The organism is Candidatus Didemnitutus sp., assembly GCA_019634575.1.
Lineage (GTDB): Bacteria > Verrucomicrobiota > Verrucomicrobiia > Opitutales > Opitutaceae > Didemnitutus.
The window spans coordinates 1,722,839-1,742,052 of the sequence record JAHCAY010000001.1; the positions used below are offsets into that span (position 1 = coordinate 1,722,839).

Sequence of the window (19,214 nt, forward strand, 5' to 3'; positions counted from 1 at the left end):
GTCACTTCACCTGCGAATCCGCCCGATACTGATCGGGTGTCTGGCCGGTGGCGGCGTGGAAAAATTTCGCGAAGCTCGCCTCGTCGGGAAAGCCGCAACCGCTGGCGATGGATTGGATGCTCAGTCGCGTGCAGCGCAGCGCGTCGAAGACGTTCAGCTCGGTCAACGCCAGCGGCGCATACACGCCGCCGCCGACGAAATGCGCGCCTTCCGCCAGCACCGTCTTCGGCCGGCTCTCGACCTCGAGGCTGGCGCGGTAGTATTGCGCCCGGTAATCCTGCGGCGTCAGCCCGATCATCTGGCGGAACACGCGGCAAAAATAGCTCGTGTCGCCGAAGCCGCAGGCCGCCCCGATCGCCTTCACGCTGAGCTGCGTGGTGCGCAGGCCGTCCGTCGCGTTTTGGATGCGCACGCGCGTGATGTATTCGCCGAGCCGCTCGCCGGTTTTCTCGCTGAAGATCCGCGAGAGATAGTTGGGCGAGAGGCCCAGTTCCCGCGCCAGCCAGCCGATGCTGAGGTCGTCGTGGTTGGCATTGCGCTTCACCAGCCACTGGCAGCGCGTGACGAAATCGCGCACCGGCGAAGGTTGCGCCTGCGGCGTCTCCACGAGTTGGGCGATCAGTGCGAGCGTCGCCGTCAGCAGCGCACGGATCGGCACGCGATTGTCGGCGGCCTCGTCGTTCGCCAGCTCGCCGACCCGGTCGAGGAACGCGATCAGGTCGTGGTGCAGCGAGGTGGTGAAAAAGAAAAAGCTGTCCGGCGCCGGCAGGCCGTGGCCGTCGTCGTGCGCGCCGTGCACGTAGACGGTCTTGTTGTGGAAATTCACGATCACCGAACGGTAGTCCGTATCGGCGCGCCGCACCCGCTCGCGGTGGGCGATGCCGCCCGGCATCACGCACAATTCGCCGCCACGCGCCGTGAAGGTCCCGCTGGCGCAGCGGAATTCGCACTCGCCGCCGATCAGCACGAACAGCTCCGGCGCGAAATGGTAGTGCATCCCCGGCGCCGGTTGGTAGCGCCGGCTCAGCGGCGGGATGTGCCAGCACTTCTCTGCGCTTTCGAGGCGGCGAATCTGTTCCCGCAATGCTCCCGCCATCGCGGCGAGCGTCGTTTGCGGGGCCGGCGTGGGCGCGAGCGCAGACATGGCGTGGGGTGACACGGCGACGGTGGGAGAACGGCGCATGGTTGCCAAGGCGGGTTTCACGCCCGCGCGCGGGCCCGGGCGACCGCTTCGTCGACCAGCCGCGCCGATTCGCCCAGATAGCTTTCCACCCTCAACGCGCGCTCCAAGTCGTCCGGTGTCGCCCGCTCGCGGAGCAAGTGGTGGGCGCGCACCGCCTCGAGAAACGGGACGTGCTCGGTGATCGCCGTCTGCGCCGCCTCGTAGACGAGTTCGTGCGCCTGGTGCCGGCCCATGATCGCCGTGAGCTTCATCATCACCGCCTCGGACACGATCAATCCCTGCGTAAGCTCGACGTTCGCACGCATCGCCTCCCGGTGCACGGCCAACCCCTGTGCCAAACGGCCGAGCGTCTCGGCGATGCCGACCGCGAGCACCGCGATTTCCGGCAGCGTGACGTCGCTCACGTTGCTCGCCGACGAGTCGCCCTCGTCCATCCGCACCATGCTCTCGAGCATCAGGGGCACGCGCGAGCGCAGCAACCGCGCCATGCTCACCAGCATGAGCGCCGTCGCCGGGTTGCGCTTCTGCGCCATGGTCGAGCTGCCGACCTTGCCCAGATGGAACGCCTCCGAAACCTCGCCCACCTCGGTCCGCTGGAGAAAAACCACGTCGCGCGCGATCTTCTCCGCCGTGCCCGCCAGCAACCCGAGCGCCGTCACGTAGTCGCACACGCGATCGTAGGACGAGCGCGACGGCAGGCCGGCGGCCTCGAGTCCGAGCATTTCCGCGATCCGCCGCTCGACTTCGCCGCCCCGGCCGCCCATGGCGGAAAACGTGCCGACGGCGCCGCCCATCGAGACCACGAATGACTTCGGAAACCGCTGCGCCAGCCGCTCGCGATCGCGCGCAAGTTCGTCGATCCAGCCCGCGACCTTGAAGCCGAAGGTGATCGGCAGCGCGTGCTGCCCGTGCGTGCGCCCGGCCTGGAGCGTCAGGCGGTGCTCCGCCGCGAGGTCGGCGAGTCGACCGAATGCGGCGTCGAGAAAGCGCAGCGTCAGCGCGTGCGTCTGCGCCATCTGCAACGCCACGGCCGTATCGAAGATGTTCTGGGTCGTGGCGCCCCAGTGCAGGTAACCCGCCGCCGGCTCGCCGCACAGCTTCTCGAATTGCCGCAACACCGGCACGAAGGGGTGCTGCGCAAAATCGATGTCGCGCGCCAGTTGGGCGAGATCGAAGCGACTCACGTCGGTCTGGCGGGCGATTTCCTGCGCCGCCGCCGCCGGGATGAGGCCGAGCTCGGCCTGCGCGAGCGCCAGCGTCGCCTCGACGCGCAACCACGCCTCGAGCGTGCCCACGTCGCTCCAGACGCGACGCGCCTCGGCGTTATACCAGCCCCGGGTGATGAAGGAATCGAAGAGTCCTACGTTCATGAAGGGATGCGGGTGATGCGCCGCAGCGCCAGGCCACCGACGACCATGATCGCCAGCGGCACGAACAACGCCGCCAACGCGGCGATGCCGCCGAAATGCGCGAACACCACGCCGAGCAGCGGCGTGCCGATCGCGCCCGAGGTCGAGGAAAAGACGACGCTCAGGCTCGCGAGCGTGTTGTGCCGCGCCACCGGCAGCGACGTCAGCGCCGCCGAATGGATCAACGGCCACACGGGCCCGACGAAAAGTCCGGCCAACGGCAGCAGCCACACGGCGACCGGCACGAGGCGCCAATCAGACACATCCTTCGCGACATCGGTCCCGCCGGCCGCCGCGAGACCGACCGCGAGCACGGCCACCGCCCCGACCACGCACCAGATCAGCACCGGGAACCACGCCACGCGACGCAACACGAAGCCGACGCTCACACGTCCCGCGATCGCGCAGACGGCGTAGAGGCCGGCGAGTTGGATGCCGAGCGACGGCACGAGGCCCATCACCTTCGCGTTGAAGGTCGGCAGCCAGTTGATGAAGCCGTGTTCGGTCACGATGCACGCGAACACGAGGAAACCGAGCGTGACGGCGACGGGCATCGCGGCCAGTTGCAGCATTTCCCACAGCGGCAGATGCAGTGGACGTCCCGGCGCTTCGCGCACCGCCGACTCGTCCAGCGGCGTCCGCCACAACAGCGCGAAAGCCACGGCCATCACGAGGGCGAGCAGCGAATAGGCATACGACCACGACGTGGAGTGCGGGTCGGCGTTGTTCGTGAACGCCGCGAAGACCACGAAGGTCAGCAGGCTCCCGATCTTGTAGAACGACTCCACGAACGAGAGCAGGCTGGCGTGTGCCTGCTTGTCCGGTGCGAGCAAGCCGATGGTCGAGTAGAGCGCCACCTTCATGAGACCGTAACTCACTCCCGTGACGAGGAACACGAGCTTCACCGCCGTGAAGCTCACGAACAGCGGCACGGCCACGAGCGCGAGCGCCGACGCCGCCAACGCCAGGAGCATCGCGCGCCGGTAGCCGATGCGTTTGAGGAACGCGCCGGCGAGCAGCGCGCCCGCGAGGATGCCGCCGCCTTTGTAGAGCGCGAGGGTGCTCGCCGCGACGACCGACACGTCGAAGCTGCGCTGCACCTGGAGCACGGCGATGCCCACGCTGTTCAACTGAACCGCATACGCGCAGTAGTTCAGGAACATGCACAGCCGGAGCTGGAGCGGGACGGGGCGGAACATGGGAACTAAGCGAATGAGCCGAGCGCGCTTGATTTCCCGTAGGGTCGCCGCTTGCCGGCGGGCCGTTTTGCGCTCGCGGCCCGGCCACAAGGACCGGCCCTACACACAAGACGACGGCAGGCGTGGCGCATCAGTAGGTGAGTTTGAATTCGCACGTCACCACCGTCGGGCGTCCGCGGAGGAATGCGGCCGGCACGTATTTCTCATCGGTGACGTTGTCCCAGTTCACCGTGACGCTGGCAGGGCGGCCGGAGAGCTTCCAGCCGTAGCCGACCGCGGCGTTGAGGAGCGTGTAAGGATCGGTGAAGAGCGCGGGATTGTTCACGCGCTGCGCCTTCTTGCCCGAGTAGTTCACGCCGAGCGAGGTCCAAAGGCCGCGGAGTGCGCCGTGCTTGAACGAATAGCGAGCCTGCGCGTTGGCGAGTTCGCGCACGGTGTTTTCCGGATGGGAGCCGAGCAGGTATTCCGTGCCCACGGGCGTCTCCACGACCTTCACGTCGTTGAGCGAGCCGCTGAGGTAGATTTGGAAACCCTCGATCGGCGACAGCGTCGTCTCCACCTCTACGCCGCGGCTGCGGTCGCGCGTGCCCTGCATGCGGTTGACGAGGACGACGCCGGTCGGGCTGGTGGTGTTGAAGTTGATCACGCGGTCGCGCTGCTCGATGCCGAACACCGACACGGTGGACGAGACGCGTCCGCCGAGCAGGTCGGTCTTCACGCCGAACTCCCAGCCCTCGGACGTCGTCGGCGACGCGGGGCCGGAGGGCACGTTGGCGATCTGGAGGTTGGCGATCGAGTTCTGGAACGACGTGCTGTAGGAACCGTAGACGAGGATGTCGCGGGTGATTTTCCAGCCGCCGCCGAACTGCGGGGAAAATTTGCTGTGCTCGGATTTGCCGATGCTCGCGGACGGAGTGAGGAAGTTGTCGTTGGCGCCTGACGTGCGCGAGTAGCGTCCGCCCGCGACGGTGTAGACGCGGTTGTCGAAGAAGGAACTGTTGAGGATGCCGTAGACGGCCTTGCTGCGACGCACGCCGCGGTCGAATTGCTGGAGCGGAAGCGTCTCGGGGCTGTAGTCGGTGTCGCGGTTCCAGGTCGACGGGTCCTTGATGTTCCATGGCGCGGGGAACTGGGATGCGGCCGCGAGACGGTTGCGGGTGTTGTCCTGGTATTCGAGGTAGGAGGCGCCGAGGAGCGGCTTCACCTCCGTGCGGCCGAACTTGTATTTGCCGGTCACCTCCGCCTGCGCGGCGCGGCCGGTGCCGAACGTTTCCTGGAGATTGAGGCGGCGCTGCAGCTGCGCGTAGGGCGCATCGAGCGCGAGCGCGGGATTTTTCAGGAGGTCGTCGGCGTAGGCTTGCGCGGCGGCGAGGTAGACGGCGTTCGCCGTCGTGGGATAGGGCGTGCCCGAGGGGATGTAGCGGTCGGGCACAGTGATGTTGACCTGGCCGAGGCCGGTGCCCTTGAACCAGATCTTGTATTTGCTCCAGCTGAAGTTCGCGCGCGCGGTCCAGTGGTCGTCGATCTTCACCGTCAGCTCCGAGCTGAGCGATTCCATCTCGGAGATGCGGCGATCGTGGCGCGACGAGATCGTGAAATCGTCGGGCAACGGATAGAAGCCGACGAAGCCGCGGTCCTCGCCGCTCTGCTTTTGGAGCACGCTCGCCGTGCTGAGGATGCCCGAGGCCGGCAGCGGCGCGACGATGCGCGAGGTCGGGAGGCGCGTGGCGTAGGGCGGGTTCTCGTCGCGCTGGAAGTTCTGATACTCGACGTTGAGCGAGACGCGGTCGTTGATTTTCCAAGTGAACGTCGGCGCGAGCGACTGGGAGTGAACCTGGCCCGGGGTGAAATACTGGATGTCGTTTTCCCACGACGCGTTCACCCGGAAGAGGAGCTGGTTTTTCAGCAGCGGCTGGTTGTGGTCGAGGCTCGCGCGGAAGTAGCCGTAGCTGCCGGCCTTCACGCCGACGGTCGTCGCGGCCTTGTTCGACGGACGCTTCGTGATGTAGTTCACCGTGCCGCCGGGCGCGACCTCGCCGTAGAGGACGGAGGCGGGACCCTTCACCACCTCGACGCGCTCGATCGTCGTCGAGTCGACGTAGGCCTCGCCGGCGAAGCCGTTGCGCTGCGGGCTCTGGTTGAAGCCGCGGATGGCGTAGACGGAATTGCCGCTGGCGAACTCCACGCCCGCCGCCGTGACGCTCGGCGAGAACTTCGCCACATCGAACAGCTCGCGCGCCCCGATGTCGCCGATGAACTGCGGCGTGAACGCGCTGACGGAAAACGGCAGATCCTTGATCGCGACGTCGATGCGGGTGGCCGACACGGAATTGCCGGCGCGGTAGCCGCGATCGGCGGTCGCGGAGACCTGGAAGGGCGAGAGGGTGACGACGGCATCGCTCGCGGCGGGGTCTTTTTCCGGTTTGGCCACGGACTGCTCGGGTTCGGCGACGGTCTGAGCCGACAGCGAGCAAGCGACGAGGCAGAAGCCGACGGCGGCAACGCGCGCGCGCCGGACCGGTTCGCAGGAGGACAGCGAGAGGATCATGATTGCGGGGGTTGGGGGTTGCGCGGGTCGTCTCGCTGCGCCTAACACTCGCGATAGGCAGCGGGATTACCTCGCGACGCCAATCGAATTTCCCGCCGGCCGCCGGCCGCGAGCGCAAGCGATGGGATTATCCGTGCAACGATGGGAGAAATCTACGCTCACGCCGTCCGGCCGCCTCCGCCACGCCGGTCCCCGCGCCGCGGCTCTTGTAAAGCGGCACGGTTGCCTTCATAGGGTTGCGCGCCATGGCCGATTCCTGGGACAGCCTGAAAACCCTCTCCGACTCCACGCGTCTCCGCGTGCTCGCGCTGCTGCTCAAGGAAGAGCTATCCGTCGCCGAGTTGCAGGACATCCTCGGCATGGGCCAGTCGCGCATTTCGTCCCAACTCGCACTGCTCCGCCAGGCCGGTTTCGTGAACGACCGTCGTGAGGGCAAAAAAGCCTTCTACTCGCTCCGCGCCAATCTTCCGCCCAAGCAACTCGCGCTGCTGCGCGCCGCCTGCGACTCCGTCGCCGAGTTGTCCGAGTCCGCCGAGGATCGTGAGAATCTCGACCGCGTGCTCCAGCGCCGCCGTCGCGTCTCCGAACAGTATTTCAACCTCATCGCCGGCCGGCTCGGCAAAGGCTACTGCCCCGGTCGCTCGTGGGAAGCGCTGGGGCATCTCGCCCTGCGCCTCGTGCCCGCCATCACCGTCGCCGATCTCGGCGCGGGCGAAGGTCTCGTCTCGCAACTCCTCGCGCAGCGCGCCGAGCGCGTCTGGTGCATCGACAGTTCGCCGAAAATGGTCGAGGTCGGCACGGAGCTCGCGAAGAAGAACGGCCTCGCCAACCTCAGCTACAAGCTCGGCGACATTGAGCAGGTGCCGCTCGCCGACAAGTCCGTCGATCTCGCCATCCTCTCGCAGGCGCTGCATCACGCCGCGCATCCGGAGGCGGCCGTGGACGAGGCGTTCCGCATCCTCAAGCCCGGCGGCCAGCTCCTCGTGCTCGACCTGAAGGAGCACACCTTTGAAAAAGCGCGCGAGCTCTACGGTGACCTCTGGCTCGGCTTCAAGGAAAGCGCCCTGCACGGTTTCCTGAAGAAGGCCGGCTTCCAGAAAGTCGAGGTTACTACGGTCGCGCGCGAGGAAGGCGAACCCCGTTTCGAAACGCTGCTCGCGAGCGGCGTCAAAGCCGCGCGCTGAAAGGCAGGACGGGACCGCGCCGAGTGCGAAAGCCTCGGCGGCTGGGCCCACCGAAAGACGTTCGCGATCGGCTCAGCGGTCCGGCCCGCCCCTCGCGCCCAGCCGTCGCGTCTGCTCCCCACGAACATCACGCCATAGGTGGTCGCCGCCGTCCTCGGCGGCGACAAAACCGGTCTCGCAAGCGTGGCGCCGTCGAGGACGCCGACGCCCAACTCGGAAACCTGCGCTCCCCTCACTCGCTCGTCATGATGAACTGCGGGCGCATCTCGAAGCTGTGGTAGTGCGGGCGCAGCCGGTCGGTGTTGTAGAACTTGTCGACGTTCACGAGCTTCTTGGTCGAGGTGATGACCTCGATCGGAAGATTGTCGTAGCGGCCGTTCTTCAACACCACGAGCCGCCCGTGGATGCCCTGCATGATCAGATCGAGCGCGAGATTGCCGTAGGCCATCGGCACGATCGAGTCGACCGCGTCGGGATCGCCGCCGCGCACGAGGTAGCCGAGGCGCTGGTTGATGCAGTCGATTTTTTTGCCCTTGTTGAATTTCGGCGAGAGGTCCTTCAGGCGCGACGCCACCATGTCGCCGATACCGCCGAGCTTGGCGTGGCCGAACATGTCCTTCTCCGCGCTCTCGTAGACCATCTCCTCGCCCTCGAAGGATGCGCCCTCGGAAACGAGCACGATGGAGTATTTGCTCGGATTGTTGATGCGGTCGGCGACGAGCAGCTCGGTGAGGCGCTCGATGTTGAACTTCCACTCGGGAATCACGCAGCGGTTCGCCGCGCCGGCCATCGTCGGCAGCATCGCGGTGAAGCCCGCATAGCGGCCGAAGACCTCGACGACGAGGAAGCGCTCATGCGAACCGGCCGACGTCCGCAGCGTGTTCACGAGGCTGATGGTGCGCGACACGCAGGTGCTGAAACCGATGCAGTAGTCCGTGCCGGGGACGTCGTTGTCCATCGTCTTCGGAATCGCGATCACCTTCATGCCCTTCTGGAAAAGGTGCACGCCGTAGCTGAGCGTGTCGTCGCCGCCGATCGGGATGATGTGGTCGATGCCGAGCCACTCGAGATTCTTTAGCACCTCGGGCGTCAGGTCGTTGATGTCGGCGCTGAAACTGGATTTCAGGTGCTCGGGCACGCTGTTCTTCGGCACGTGGCTCGGGCGCGTGCGCGAGCTGTGCAGGAACGTGCCGCCGGTGCGCCCGGCGCGATTCACGATCTCCTCGGTGAGGTGGACGTAATACTCGCTGTTGTCGTGATCCTTGTCGCGGATCATCGAAATCAGGCCGCCCCAGCCTTTGCGGATGCCGATGACCTTGTAGCCTTCGCGCAGGGCGCGAATCGTGACGGCACGAATCGCGGGGTTGAGTCCTGGCACGTCGCCGCCACCCGTCAGGATGCCGATCGTGCCCTTCGCTTTGATATTCGCCATGGTGGGGGTTCTCCAAAAACAGCAATAACGCCGCTGACGGCCAACGTGGCTATCATGTCGCCGCCCGCTCGGCAATGCGCGCGAACCGGTATGAACCCGCCTAAACGCGCGCGCTGCGCGCCCTACTCCCGCCGATCGGGCCCGCCGACTTTGTCACCCAATAGGTGACAACTCCGCGCGCGGCCTTCCGTCCCCGCCGCGGCGCGCGGACATCCGCATCACTCCGCGCCGACGTGCTTTTCGTAGAACGCGTCGACGATCGCGGCCGTTTTCTTCGAGTCGGTCTGCGCCAGGCAATCGACCGCGAGTTTCTGCGCCTCGCTGAACTTCATCGCGCGCACGAGATACTTCACCGCCGGCAGCAGCGGGGGCGTCATGCTCAACTCGTCCACGCCCAGCCCGACCAGCAGCGGCGCATAGATCGGGTCGCCCGCCATCTCGCCGCAGACGCTGACCTTTAACTTAAACTGGTGCGCGGCGTCGATCACCTGCTTCAACACGCGCAAGACCGCCGGGTGTGTCGGGTCGTAGAGGTGCGCGATGCGGTTGTTGCCGCGATCGATCGCGAGCAGGTATTGGATCAGGTCGTTGGTGCCGATGCTGAAAAACTGGCAGTGCGGCGCGAGCGTGTCGGCGGCGAGCGCCGCACTGGGAATTTCGATCATCGTGCCGACCCGCACCTTCTCGTCGAATGCCTGACCGCGCTCCTTCAGCTCGGCCTTCGCTTCGGCGAGCAACGCGTTGGCCTTCTCGAGCTCCTCGGCGCAGCCGATCATCGGATACATGATCTCGACCTTGCCGTGCGCGCTCGCGCGGAGCACGGCGCGGAGCTGCTCCTTGAACAGCTCCGGATTCTCCAGGCACATGCGGATCGCGCGGAAACCGAGAAACGGGTTCGCCTCCGGGCCGATCAGCTCGGGATTGCCGGGCAACGGCTTGTCGCCGCCGATGTCGAGCGTGCGGATCGTCACGGGCGCGGGCGCGAGGCCTTCGACGATGGCGCGGTAGTTGGCGTATTGATGCTCCTCGTTCGGCAGATGGTGCGAGCTGAGGTAAAGATATTCGGTGCGGTAGAGGCCCACGCCCTCGCCGCGGTATTGGCGCACGAGCGCGACCTCGTCGGCCTTCTCGATGTTCGCGCGCAAGATCACGCGCACGCCGTCGAGCGTCTCGGCGGGCAATTCGTTGGCCGCGAGCAGGCGCGACTCGAACGAACTGCGCTCCTTCTGGATCTTGCCGTAGCGGAACAGCGTCGCCTGCGTCGGGTGCAGGATCGCGACGCCCTCGTAGCCATCGATGATGATCCAGTCGCCGTCCTTCGCACTCTTGGTCAGATCGCGCACCGCGACGACGGCCGGGATTTTCATCGAGCGCGCGACGATCACCGCATGGCTGGTGCGGCTGCCGCTGTCGGTCACGATGCCGAGTGCGGCGCTGCGATCGATGCCCGCGGCCTCGGAAGGCGAAATGTCGTGCGCGACGATGATGCGTTTCTCGACCAGCTCGGAGAGATTCATCGCCGACTGGCCGAGCAACACGTGCAGCACGCGGCGGGCGACGTCCTTGATGTCGGCGGCGCGCTCGCGGAGGTATTCGTCGTCAATCTCGGCGAACGCCTGGATGTAGCGCTGCGCGACGGCGTTGAAACACGTCTCGATGTTCAGGCCCGTCGTCTCGAAATCCCGGATCGTCTCGCCGATGAGCGCCTGGTCCTCGAGCACCATCTGGTGCGCATCGAAGATGAGCGCTTCCTCCTCGCTGAGATTCTTTCGCACCTGCTGCTGGATCGCGGCGATCTGCTGCCGCGTCGTCACCAGCGCCTGCTCGAACCGCGCGATCTCCTGCACGCGTTTGGCGGGCTCGACTTGGTAGCGCGGCACCTCGAGCTCGCTCTGCAGGTAGAGAAACACCTGCCCGTAGGCGATGCCGCGCGACGCAGCGATGCCCCGGATCACTGTCTCGGTTTTGCCGCGGGCGTCCATGTGCTGCCGTTGATTAACGAAGCCTCGCGAAATCCGGTCAATGCGTAACTAGGCGATTTGCGTCTCAACCACCGTCGCGGCTTCGCCCCACGCCGCGCGAATCCGCGCCACGATTGGAGCCGTTGCCTGATTGTCACCGAGCAGGGCGAAACACGCGCTGCCGCTGCCGCTCATGCGCGGCGCGAGCCCGAACTCCGTCCGCAATTGCGCCAGCAGGACGGGCAACGCGACGAATTTTTCGAACGCCGCCGGCTCCATATTGTTGAAAAGCAGTTCCTCGGCCGGCGCACCGCCGACGCGCCACGTCGCAAGTTTCTCTTCGGCGCACACCGTGTCCAGATAATCGCCGCCGCGCGCCACCATGCGCCCGTAAGCCCACGGCGTCGCGATGCCGAAACTCGGTTTAAAAACCAGCACACGCCGCCCGCGCAACCTCACCGCCGCGTCCGCCGGCAACAGCTCCACCCGTTCGCCGCGCCCGCGCATCACGACCGGTGCGTTCCGCAGAAACAGCGCGCAATCCGACCCGAGCCGCGCCGCCATCGCCTCGAGCTGCGCGTCGCTCGCTCGCCCGCCCGATAGCTGGTTCAACGCCCGGAGCGCCGCCACGGCGTTGCTGCTCCCGCCGCCGAGCCCTGCGCCCATCGGGATGCGCTTCGTCAGCCGAAAGTGCGCGCCGCCCGTCCAGCCCGTCGTCGCCGCGAACAGCTCCGCCGCTTTCAAAATCAAATTCGTCCCGTCCAACGGCACGTCGCCTGCATCGCACGCCAGCGTGAACCGCGCCCCGCCCTGCGCACTCCATCCTCCGTCCTCCGCCCCCCGCTCCCCGCTCCCCGTGCCCTGCTCCTTGCTCCCCGCTTCCAACTCATCCCCGAACTCCAGCGGCGCCGCCACCGACACGAGATCGTGAAAGCCATCCGCCCGCCGGCCCGTGATGGCCAGGAACAGATTGATCTTCGCCGGACTGAAAACGGTCACGCTCATCGCACGCCTTTTCAGTTAGGCACAGTGCCGCGCGCTCTCCTAGTCGAAACTCACGCCGTTTTCCCGCCTCCGCCAACCGGCCCACTCCGGCGATTTCTCTCTTTGATTAGTGAGCATTCGTGTCCATTAGTGAGACCCCCGCTCCGCACCCGATGCCCTGCGATCTGATCCTTGCCCTAGACGTTCCCACGCGCGAAGAAGCCGCCCCGATCCTCCGCCAATTGCGCGGCCAGCTCCGCTGGGTGAAGATCGGCCTCCAGATGTTCACCGCCTACGGGCCGAACTACGTGCGCGAAGTCGCCGGTATGGGCTTCGACATCTTTCTCGATCTCAAGCTCCACGACATCCCCAACACCGTCGCCAAAGCCGTCGAGTCGCTCGGCCCGCTGCCGATCAAGATGCTCACGCTCCACACCGCCGGCGGCAGCGAGATGATGCGCGCCGCCGTCGCCGCCCAGCAGAAATCGAATCCCAACCTCCTCCTTCTCGGCGTCACCGTGCTCACCTCGATGGACGCCACCGGCCTCGCCGAGATCGGCGTCACCATCGCCCCCGAGCAACAAGTCGCGCGCCTCGGCCGCCTCGCCGCCGACAGCGGCATGCGCGGCCTCGTCTGCTCGCCGCTCGAAGTCTCTTTGCTCCGCTCCTCGCTCCCGGCCCACATGCAACTCGTCACGCCCGGCATCCGCCCCGCCAGCGAGCAAGGGAGCGACGACCAGAAGCGCGTCATGACACCCGCCGACGCCGCGCGCGCCGGCTCGAGCTACATCGTCGTCGGCCGCCCGATCCTCAAGGCCGCCGATCCCGCCGCCGCCGCCCGCGGCATCCTCGCCGAACTCCACGGTGCCTGACCGGTCTCACCTCCCGGTCCCTTCAACTTAAACTTTTGCCTTCAACTTCTTCATGAGCCGCACCGCCGCCATCCTTCTCGCCGCCGGGAGCAGTCGCCGCATGGCCGGCACCGTCGCCGACAAGATCCTCGCCCCACTCGCCGGCAAACCGGTCTTCGCGCACTCGGCCGCCACGTTCTACCGCAGCGGCGTCATCGACTTCTTCGTCGTCACCTACCGCGACCAACGCCAGATGGTCGAACTCTCCGCCTACGCGCCCACGCCCACGCTCTTCGTCCCCGGCGGCGCCGAACGTCAGGACTCCGTCGCCGCCGCCCTCGCAGAGCTGCCCGAGGACGTGAAATACGTCTTCATCCACGACTGCGCCCGCCCGCTCGTCCGCCCGGAACAACTCCACGCGCTCCACAAGATCGTCCGCCGCGAAGACGCCGTCGTGCTCGCCCACCGCGTCACCGACACGATCAAGGAACACTCCGGCGAAGGCATGCTGCGCACCCTGAATCGCGACCAGCTCTGGGCCATGGAGACGCCGCAAGTCTTCTCCCGCGACCTCATCTGCCGCGCCTACGCCAAAGCCGCCGCGCAGAAGAAACGCCTCACCGACGACGCCTCCGCCGTCGAACTTCTCAAACACCCCGTCGCACTCCTCGAAAACCCGCACCCGAACCCAAAGCTCACGACGCCGGCCGATTTGGCCTACGCCGAGTTCCTGTTCAGCCAATCGGACCTGAGCGCTGAAAGCTGACCGCTGACGCCTCATGGCCTCCTTCCGCATCGGTCACGGCTACGACATCCACCGCACGGTGCCGGACCGCGCGCTCGTCCTCGGCGGCGTGAAGTTCGACTGCGACTTCGGCCTCGACGGCCATTCCGACGCCGACGCGCTCACCCATGCCATCTGCGACGCGCTCCTCGGCGCCGCCGCGCTGCCCGACATCGGCCACTTTTTTCCCAACACCGACCCGCGCTGGAAAGGCGTGGACTCGCAACTGCTCCTCCAACACGTCGTCGCCGCCTTGCGCGAACGCGGCTGGCGTCCCGCCAACATCGACGCCTCACTCATCGCCGAGCGCCCGAAAATCGCCCCGCGCCTCGCCGAGATGAAAGCCGTCCTCGCCCGCTCCGCCGGCCTGCCCGTCGATTGCGTCGGGCTGAAGGCGACGACCAACGAAGGCAGCGACGACATCGGCCGCGGCCTCGCCATCGCCGCGCACGCCGTCGCGCTGATCGAGCGCGTCTGATTTTCCATGCCCACGCAGCACTTTCCGGTAGCGACGGTCGATGACCGCCGACTCGCTTCCCTTCGGCGGTCACAAACCGCCGCTACAGAAATTCTCCGCGCCCTTTCGTGTCTTTTCGTGTGTTTCGTGGGCCTCTCTCTGGTGTCCTGCGCGAAACGCGAGACGCCCGTCCAAATCGGCAACCGCACCGGCACGCTGCACATGAGCATCGGCGCCGAGCCGAGCGACCTCGACCCGCACGTCGTCACCGGCGTCGGCGAGGCCAAGGTCATCCACTCGCTCTTCGAGCCGCTCGTCAGCTACGATCCGAAGACCCTCAAGCCCGTCCCCGCGCTCGCCGAGCGCTGGGAAATCTCCGCCGACGGCCTGACCTACACCTTCCACCTCCGCGCCGCCGCCAAGTGGTCCAACGGCGAGCCCATCACCGCGCAGGACTGCGTCGAGTCGTGGAAGCGCATCCTCACGCCGACGCTCGCCGCCGATTACGCCTACATGCTCTACATGGTCCGCGGCGCCGAGGAGTTCAACAAGGGCAAGGCCAACTTCTCCGCCGTTGGTCTCGCCGCACCCGACGCGCGCACGCTCGTCGTCCACCTCACCGCGCCCGCGCCGTATTTTCTCCAGGTGCTGCTCAACTCGCCGTGGCGCCCGGTCAACGTCCGCGCCATCGCCGCCGTCGGCGACGCCTACCACCGCGGCACCGCGTGGGCCACGCCGCAGCACATCGTCACGAGCGGCCCGTTTCACCTGAAGGAGTGGACTTCGCACCAGCGCCTCGTCGTCGAAAAATCCGCGACCTACTGGGACCGCGAGCACGTGAAGCTCAACGCCATCGTTTTCTACCCCACCGACAGCGTCGACGCCGAGGAGCGCATGTTTCGTGCCGGTCAGCTCCACCTCACCTACAACCTCTCGCTCTCGAAGCTCGCCAGCTACCGCCAGTCGATGCCCGAGGCGCTCCGCATCGATCCTTATCTCAGCACGTTCTTTTTCCGCGCCAACACCCGCAAGCCTCCGCTCGATAACGCGCTCGTCCGCCGCGCCCTCTCGCTCGCCATCGACCGCACGCTCATCGTCGAAAAAGTCCTCCGTGGCGGCCAGCGTCCCGCGCCATCGCTCGTGCCGCCCGAGACGCCCGACTACCCCGTGCCCGCGCTCCCGCCGCGCGACCTCGCGACCGCCCAAAAACTCCTCGCCGACGCCGGCTATCCCGGCGGCAAAGGCTTCCCACCGATCGAGATCATCTACGACAATTCCGAAATCCTCCGCCTCGTCGTCGAAGCCATTCAGGAAATGTGGCGCCGCGACCTCGGCATCGAGGTCCAGCTCCTGAACCAGGAGCACAAAGTCGTTTTCGCCAACCGCCGCGCCGGCACCTACCAGCTCCTCCTCAGCGAATGGGTCGGCGACTACCTCGACGCCACCACCTTCCTCGACCTCTGGCGCAGCGACGCCGGCAACAACCACACCGGCTGGGCCAACGCCGACTACGACGCCCTCATGAACCGCGCGATGACCGAGCAGGACGTCGCCGCCCGTGCCAAGCTCCTCCAGCAAGCCGAGCTCCTCATGCTGGAAAGCTCGCCGTGCATTCCGGTCTATTTCAACACGCACGTCTATCTGTGCGCGCCGTCGGTGAAGGACTGGTTGCCAAATCCGATGGATCACATGGATTACCGGCATGTGTCGCTCACGCCGTGAAGCCGCGGTAGGGCGCGGATTCCGTTCCGCGCCGCATGCCCTCGCGGCGCGTCGGTCCGCCCTCCGCCGTCCGTCCTCGGTTCTCCGTCTCCTGTCCTCCGCCCTCTGCGCTCTCGCACTCTGCGCAACGTGGTCCGGATGCCGCCGCGACGCGCCCGCTCCGACCGAGCAACTTCTCCGCATTTCCCAGCGCAACGAGCCCGCGACGCTCGACCCGCACCTCGCCACGCTGCCCGACGAATTCTTCCTCATCCGCGCGCTCACCGAAGGCCTCGTCGTGCCCAACCCCGCCGGCGGCACGCCGCTCCCCGGCGTCGCCGAGCGCTGGGAAACCTCTGCCGACGGTCTTACGTGGACTTTCCACCTTCGCGCCGATGCGCGCTGGTCCAACGGCGATCCCGTCACCGCCGCAGATTTCGTTTACTCCTTCCGTCGCGCGCTCACGCCCGCGCTCGGCGCGCCGAAGGCGCAGCTCTTCTTCGTGCTGAAAAACGCCGCCGCTTTCTACCGCGGACAGCTCGCCGACCCCGCGCAACTCGGCCTCGCCGCGCCCGACGCCCGCACCCTCGTCCTCACGCTCGAGCAACCCGCGCCGCACCTCCTCGCCCTCGCCGCCAGCGGCCCGTGGCTGCCCGTGCACCCGGCGAGCATCGAGCACTTCGGCGGCGCCACCGCGCGCAACGCCACATGGACCGAGCCCGGCCGCTACGTCGGCAACGGCCCCTTCGTCCTCGCCGAATGGCGCAAAGCCCAACACCTCCTCGTCACGCGCAATCCGCATTTCCACGCCGCCGACCGCATCAAACTCACCGCCGTGCGCTACCAGATCTACGACAGCGGCGACACCGAGGAGCGCGCCTTCCGCGCCGGCCAGGTCGACATCACGATGGCCGTGCCGTTCACGAAGCTCGAGCACTACGCGTCGCCGGTGCTCCGCCGCCAGCCGCTGCACGAGACGCGCTATTTCGCGCTCAACACCACGCGCCCGCCGCTCGACGACGCCCGCATCCGCCGCGCCCTCGCCCTCGCCCTCGATCGCGACGCCATCGTGCGCAACGTCCTCCGCGGCGCGCAGCGTCCCGCCCTGAGTTTCATCCCGCCCGACCTCGGCGGCTACACCGGTGCCGCGCAACTCACCCCCGATCCTGCCGCCGCCCGCGCGCTGCTTGCCGCGGCCGGCTTCCCTGACGGCAAAGGCTTCCCCAAGCTCGAGCTCGCCGCGTGGAATGTGAACCCCGCCATCCTCGAAGCCGCGCAACAGATGTGGCGCCGCGAGCTCGGCATCGAGACCTCCATCGTTCAACGCGAAGGCAAAGTCCACATGGCTGCCGTCATCGCCGGTGACTTCGCCATCGCCCTCATGCCCGCGATTCCCGACTACGACGACGCTAGCGCACTCTTCGACGAACTCACCACCGGCGCGCCGGGCAACTTCCCGCGCTGGAGCGACGCACGCTACGACGAACTCGTCCGCAACGCTCGCCGCGAAACCGACCGTGCTCATCGCACTGAGCTTTATCGCGCCGCTGAACACCGCTTACTCGACCAGTTGCCCATCGTGCCGTTTTATTTCAATTCCCAGGATTACCTCGTAGCCCCTCGCGTCTCCGGCTGGTGCCAGGACGCGCTCTGGAACCGCTTCTATGAAGACGTCACCGTCTCGCCCGAAATCTCACGCTAGCAATGTAGGGGCGCAGTCTTGCTGCGCCCTTCCGGCGGACGCGGCATCCGCCAGGCGCAGCAGGACTGCGCCCCTACCGCTTAATCCTGTCATTGCGCGGAATGCAGCGTCGACTCCATCCAGCGGGATTGCCACGGCGCGTTTGGCGCACCTCGCAATGACGATCAGCGCACTGCTCGCTTGCACGAGCGCCCTCGCCGCTGAGACGCCCGCGCCGTCCGCCGAACGCATCCTCGCGCGCACCAAGGTGCTCGCGTCCGACGAATTCGAGGGCCGCGCCCCCGGCACGCCGGGCGAGGACAAGACCGTCGCCTACCTCACGACCGAGTTCCAGAAGCTCGGCCTCTCGCCCGGCAACCCCGACGGCACCTACGTGCAGGAGGTCCGGACCACCGGCCTCACCTCGAAGTCCGCGCTGACCTTCACCGCCGGCGGCCAGACGCTCGCGCCGCAGGTCGGCCTCGACTTCATCGCGCTCTCCCGCCGCCGCCAGGCACAGGTCGAGCTGAAGGACAGCGAGATCGTCTTCGTCGGCTACGGCATCACCGCGCCGGAATTCGGTTGGGACGACTTCAAGGGCGTCGACGTCCGCGGCAAGACCGTCGTCATGCTGATCAACGACCCGCCGATCACCGACCCGAAGACCGGCCAGCTCGACGACGCGGTCTTCGGCGGCAAGGCCATGACCTACTACGGGCGCTGGACCTACAAGTTCGAGAGCGCCTCCGCCCGTGGCGCCGCCGCCGTCCTCATCGTGCACGAGACTGGCCCGGCCGGTTATCCGTTCGCCGTCATCGCCGCCGGCTCCGGCCGCGAAACCTTCGACGTCGGCTCCGACGCCGCCAGCGAGCAGCGCGTCGCCGTCGAAGGCTGGATCACGCTCGACACCGCGCGCCGCCTCTTCGCCGCCGCCGGCCAGGATTACGCCGCGCTGAAAGCCGCCGCCGCGCACCGCGATTTCCGCCCCGTGCCCCTCGCCGCCCGCGCGCAAATCTCCGTCGCCAACACCGTGCGCAGCGTCAGCTCGCGCAACGTCGTCGCCCTGCTCCCCGGCTCCGACCCGCAGCTGCGCGACCAGTTCGTCGTCTACTCCGCGCACTGGGACGCCTACGGGCGCAACCCCGCGCTCACCGGCGACCAGATCCTCAACGGCGCGGCCGACAACGCCATCTCCGTCGCGATGATGCTCGAGATCGCGCAGGTCGCCGCCGCGCTGCCCGCCGCCGAGCGTCCGCGCCGCTCCCTGCTCTTCTTCGCCCCGACCTACGAGGAAAAGGGCATCCTTGGCTCGCAATTCTACGCGCGCAACCCGCTCCACCCGCTCGCGCGCACCGTCGCCAACCTCAACATCGAGCCGCTCGACGGCAACCTCGCCTACGGCCCGACGCGCGACATGGAGGTGGTCGGCCGCAACCCGTCCACGCTCGACGACTACGCCGCCGCCATCGCCCGCGAGCAGGGCCGCGTGCTGCGCCCCGACTCCGAACCGGAGAAGGGTTACTATTACCGCAGCGACCACTTCGAGTTCGCCAAGGTCGGCGTGCCCGCGTTCTTCGTCCGCTCGGGCGTCGACTTCCTCGACGCCCCCGCCGGCACCGGCGAGAAGCTGCGCCTGAACTACCTCGTGAACGACTACCACAAGGTCAGCGACGAAGTCCGCCCCGACTGGACCTGCCGCGGCGCCGCGGCCGACGCCAAGTTCCTCCTCGCCCTCGGCCTCAAGGTCGCCAACACCGATGCCATCCCTGAGTGGAAGCCCGGCACGGAATTCAAGGCCGTGCGCGACGCTTCGCTCGCCGCCGCCGCCCAACCCTGAGCG

General features: G+C 67.1%; 14 protein-coding genes. 7 read left to right on the forward strand and 7 right to left on the reverse strand.

Features of this window, described 5'->3' with window-relative positions:
- Position 1 precedes the first annotated feature (1 nt).
- From KF715_07175 to KF715_07190, 4 genes are all read right to left on the reverse strand, one after another.
- Positions 2-1,144 (reverse strand): helix-turn-helix domain-containing protein, encoded by a 1,143-nt coding sequence (locus tag KF715_07175; protein ID MBX3736450.1) that lies wholly within the window; start codon positions 1,142-1,144, stop codon positions 2-4.
- 56 nt (positions 1,145-1,200) lie between these two features.
- A complete protein-coding gene (locus tag KF715_07180; protein MBX3736451.1) occupies positions 1,201-2,553 on the reverse strand; it encodes an adenylosuccinate lyase family protein in 1,353 nt (450 codons plus the stop codon).
- A complete protein-coding gene (locus tag KF715_07185) occupies positions 2,550-3,791 on the reverse strand; it encodes an MFS transporter (protein ID MBX3736452.1) in 1,242 nt (413 codons plus the stop codon). The genes KF715_07180 and KF715_07185 overlap by 4 nt, the downstream gene beginning before the upstream one ends.
- A 130-nt stretch (positions 3,792-3,921) precedes the next feature.
- A complete protein-coding gene (locus tag KF715_07190; protein ID MBX3736453.1) occupies positions 3,922-6,339 on the reverse strand; it encodes a TonB-dependent receptor in 2,418 nt (805 codons plus the stop codon).
- A 245-nt stretch (positions 6,340-6,584) separates the two neighbouring features.
- Between KF715_07190 and KF715_07195 the strand changes: the two genes are divergently transcribed.
- Complete coding sequence (locus KF715_07195; GenBank protein MBX3736454.1) at positions 6,585-7,523, forward strand: metalloregulator ArsR/SmtB family transcription factor; 939 nt, start codon at positions 6,585-6,587, stop codon at positions 7,521-7,523.
- 232 nt (positions 7,524-7,755) lie between these two features.
- Here KF715_07195 and KF715_07200 read toward each other — a convergent pair whose 3' ends face one another.
- The 3 genes from KF715_07200 to KF715_07210 all read right to left on the reverse strand — a co-directional run bounded on the left by KF715_07200 (position 7,756) and on the right by KF715_07210 (position 11,921).
- Complete coding sequence (locus KF715_07200; protein MBX3736455.1) at positions 7,756-8,955, reverse strand: ATP-dependent 6-phosphofructokinase; 1,200 nt, start codon at positions 8,953-8,955, stop codon at positions 7,756-7,758.
- 218 nt (positions 8,956-9,173) lie between these two features.
- A complete protein-coding gene (gene ptsP / locus KF715_07205) occupies positions 9,174-10,937 on the reverse strand; it encodes a phosphoenolpyruvate--protein phosphotransferase (protein ID MBX3736456.1) in 1,764 nt (587 codons plus the stop codon).
- Between the two features lie 48 nt (positions 10,938-10,985).
- Positions 10,986-11,921, reverse strand: a complete 936-nt coding sequence (locus KF715_07210) for a 4-(cytidine 5'-diphospho)-2-C-methyl-D-erythritol kinase (GenBank protein MBX3736457.1) — start codon at positions 11,919-11,921, stop codon at positions 10,986-10,988.
- A 152-nt stretch (positions 11,922-12,073) separates the two neighbouring features.
- Between KF715_07210 and pyrF the strand changes: the two genes are divergently transcribed.
- From pyrF to KF715_07240, 6 genes are all read left to right on the forward strand, one after another.
- Positions 12,074-12,772, forward strand: coding sequence for an orotidine-5'-phosphate decarboxylase (pyrF, locus tag KF715_07215; GenBank protein MBX3736458.1), 699 nt, complete (start codon positions 12,074-12,076; stop codon positions 12,770-12,772).
- Between the two features lie 52 nt (positions 12,773-12,824).
- On the forward strand, positions 12,825-13,517 hold the full coding sequence (ispD, locus tag KF715_07220; GenBank protein MBX3736459.1) for a 2-C-methyl-D-erythritol 4-phosphate cytidylyltransferase: 693 nt from the start codon (positions 12,825-12,827) through the stop codon (positions 13,515-13,517).
- A 13-nt stretch (positions 13,518-13,530) separates the two neighbouring features.
- Positions 13,531-14,013: a 2-C-methyl-D-erythritol 2,4-cyclodiphosphate synthase gene (ispF, locus tag KF715_07225; protein ID MBX3736460.1), complete on the forward strand. Its 483-nt coding sequence runs from the start codon at positions 13,531-13,533 to the stop codon at positions 14,011-14,013.
- Positions 14,014-14,019: 6 nt separating this feature from the next.
- Positions 14,020-15,714, forward strand: a complete 1,695-nt coding sequence (locus KF715_07230) for a peptide ABC transporter substrate-binding protein (protein ID MBX3736461.1) — start codon at positions 14,020-14,022, stop codon at positions 15,712-15,714.
- Positions 15,695-17,395, forward strand: a complete 1,701-nt coding sequence (locus tag KF715_07235; GenBank protein ID MBX3736462.1) for a peptide ABC transporter substrate-binding protein — start codon at positions 15,695-15,697, stop codon at positions 17,393-17,395. Before KF715_07230 ends, KF715_07235 begins: the two co-directional genes overlap by 20 nt.
- 157 nt (positions 17,396-17,552) lie before the next feature.
- On the forward strand, positions 17,553-19,211 hold the full coding sequence (locus tag KF715_07240; protein ID MBX3736463.1) for a M28 family peptidase: 1,659 nt from the start codon (positions 17,553-17,555) through the stop codon (positions 19,209-19,211).
- Positions 19,212-19,214 lie beyond the last annotated feature (3 nt).

Excerpts from the sequence above, each read along its gene's own strand:
- KF715_07190 (MBX3736453.1), bottom strand. The coding sequence starts at position 6,339 with ATGATCCTCTCGCTGTCCTCCTGCGAACCGGTCCGGCGCGCGCGCGTT.
- KF715_07195 (MBX3736454.1), top strand. The coding sequence starts at position 6,585 with ATGGCCGATTCCTGGGACAGCCTGAAAACCCTCTCCGACTCCACGCGT.
- KF715_07200 (MBX3736455.1), bottom strand. The coding sequence starts at position 8,955 with ATGGCGAATATCAAAGCGAAGGGCACGATCGGCATCCTGACGGGTGGC.
- KF715_07185 (MBX3736452.1), bottom strand. The coding sequence starts at position 3,791 with ATGTTCCGCCCCGTCCCGCTCCAGCTCCGGCTGTGCATGTTCCTGAAC.
- KF715_07230 (MBX3736461.1), top strand. The coding sequence starts at position 14,020 with ATGCCCACGCAGCACTTTCCGGTAGCGACGGTCGATGACCGCCGACTC.
- KF715_07175 (MBX3736450.1), bottom strand. The coding sequence starts at position 1,144 with ATGTCTGCGCTCGCGCCCACGCCGGCCCCGCAAACGACGCTCGCCGCG.
- ispD (MBX3736459.1), top strand. The coding sequence starts at position 12,825 with ATGAGCCGCACCGCCGCCATCCTTCTCGCCGCCGGGAGCAGTCGCCGC.
- KF715_07180 (MBX3736451.1), bottom strand. The coding sequence starts at position 2,553 with ATGAACGTAGGACTCTTCGATTCCTTCATCACCCGGGGCTGGTATAAC.
- KF715_07240 (MBX3736463.1), top strand. The coding sequence starts at position 17,553 with ATGACGATCAGCGCACTGCTCGCTTGCACGAGCGCCCTCGCCGCTGAG.
- ispF (MBX3736460.1), top strand. The coding sequence starts at position 13,531 with ATGGCCTCCTTCCGCATCGGTCACGGCTACGACATCCACCGCACGGTG.
- KF715_07210 (MBX3736457.1), bottom strand. The coding sequence starts at position 11,921 with ATGAGCGTGACCGTTTTCAGTCCGGCGAAGATCAATCTGTTCCTGGCC.
- KF715_07235 (MBX3736462.1), top strand. The coding sequence starts at position 15,695 with ATGTGTCGCTCACGCCGTGAAGCCGCGGTAGGGCGCGGATTCCGTTCC.
- pyrF (MBX3736458.1), top strand. The coding sequence starts at position 12,074 with ATGCCCTGCGATCTGATCCTTGCCCTAGACGTTCCCACGCGCGAAGAA.
- ptsP (MBX3736456.1), bottom strand. The coding sequence starts at position 10,937 with ATGGACGCCCGCGGCAAAACCGAGACAGTGATCCGGGGCATCGCTGCG.